The organism is Saccharothrix deserti (assembly GCF_009769385.1).
In the GTDB taxonomy this organism is placed as follows: Bacteria; Actinomycetota; Actinomycetes; order Mycobacteriales; family Pseudonocardiaceae; genus Actinosynnema; species Actinosynnema deserti.
On record NZ_VKAB01000146.1, the window covers coordinates 1 to 1,536 of the forward strand.

Below are 1,536 nucleotides of genomic sequence, written 5' to 3' on the forward strand. Positions count from 1 at the left end.
CGGTAGTTTGTTAACTTCACGGAGGCAGGTAGAGGTTGATGCCCTGTCCTTGCGCAAGGGTGTCGAGTAGTTGTTGCAGGTCATCGGGCGGGGGCTTGTCCGACCACGCCCTCCACCAGCGCCGCAGCAGTAGCCATGGGGTCAGCCAGGCCCGGACGGCGCGTAAGGCCTTGGGCCAACAGGACAGTCGCGCCGGCTGGAGAGACGGGGAGCCCCCTCTCTCCGGAGTCGTCGGCAGACGACCCCGAAGACGACGCATCCAGTCTGTCGCGTGTAGACAGTCGGTCGAACCATGTGGCCCAGCAGAACGAGAACGCGCAGTTGACCAACGTCTGATGGCGGCGGATCGCGGTGGCGGAACGAACCTGGAAGTCAGCCCACCCCAACTCGTCTTTGACCTGCTTGTAGCTTTGCTCGATCCAGTGCCGGATGCCGTACAGCCGCACCACTTCGGTCAGATCGGCAGCCTCATGCGGATTGTCGGGCCCATCGTGCGCACCACCGGGCCTCGGCAGGTTGGTGGCCAGGTACCAGGTGGCCTTGTCCGGCAACGTTTCCGGATCAGTGGTGGCCACCACCAGCCGGGTGTGCCCATCGGGTCCCCACCAGCCCAGCGAGGCATCAGCGGCCCACCAGGTTTCGGTGTGCCCATCCCGGAACACCCGCCGCACCCTGCTCCAGCCGCCAGGATCATCGGGACCGTTCCAACCCACCACGGCTGCCGCGTCCTTGGGTGTGTACGCCTCGGCCTGGTACTGCCAGGTGCCCCGCGAGGGCTTGAGCGCCACGACAAAGCCCCAACCACCCTGCCGCAGTTCGGCGCGCAGGTCGTCGTGATCACCGTAGAAGCAGTCGGCCACCACCGCCCGGCACACCACCCCGGCCTCCTGGGCCTTGGTCACCAGATCCGCTGCGATCCGCAACTTGGTACGAAAGTCGGAATCGTTGCGGCCCTTGGGGAAATGCGACGCCGGAGTGTAAGGCTCGGCGTGCAGCGGATAGTAGACGTGCTCGTCGGCCCACACCGTGGTCACCGTGACGATGCCGTTGTCGGTCTTGCCATAGCGGCCCAGCCACTGCCGCCCGACATGTGCCGTCGCGCTGCCGTCCTTGCGGTCACCGGAATCGTCGATGACCAGCACGCCGGCAGAGTGCGGTGCGGTGGCCGGATCGGACAGCAGCAACTCCAGCCGCCGGTCGTTGATCTTCTCGCTATCCCAGGTGGACTCTGACAGGAAGTACTGCAATCGTTGCACGGCAGCGTGCTGCGCACCCGTCACCGGCTCCGCCCCGGCCAGGCCGGTCAGTGTCTTGTTCCGGTCACGCGGCGTCAACAGCCCGGTCAGATACTCGCGGAACCCCCGCCGCTGCGCCAGGCGGGAGAACAGCTCGTCGAACCGGACCGCGTAGTCCTCCAACGGACCCGCGGCCACCGGGCACGCCACTCGCGCCATCAGTACCTCACCTGCCCAGTCGATCGACCTGCTGGCACAACAACACCACAACCGATCAGTCTACCAAGTTAACAAACTACCG

1 protein-coding gene is annotated in these 1,536 nt (G+C 65.8%); it reads right to left on the reverse strand.

Annotation, left to right across the window (positions count from 1 at the left end):
* Nucleotides 1-80 precede the first annotated feature (80 nt).
* Nucleotides 81-1,454: an IS701 family transposase gene (locus tag FM051_RS49920; protein WP_202919542.1), complete on the reverse strand. Its 1,374-nt coding sequence runs from the start codon at nucleotides 1,452-1,454 to the stop codon at nucleotides 81-83.
* Between the last annotated feature and the right edge of the window lie 82 nt (nucleotides 1,455-1,536).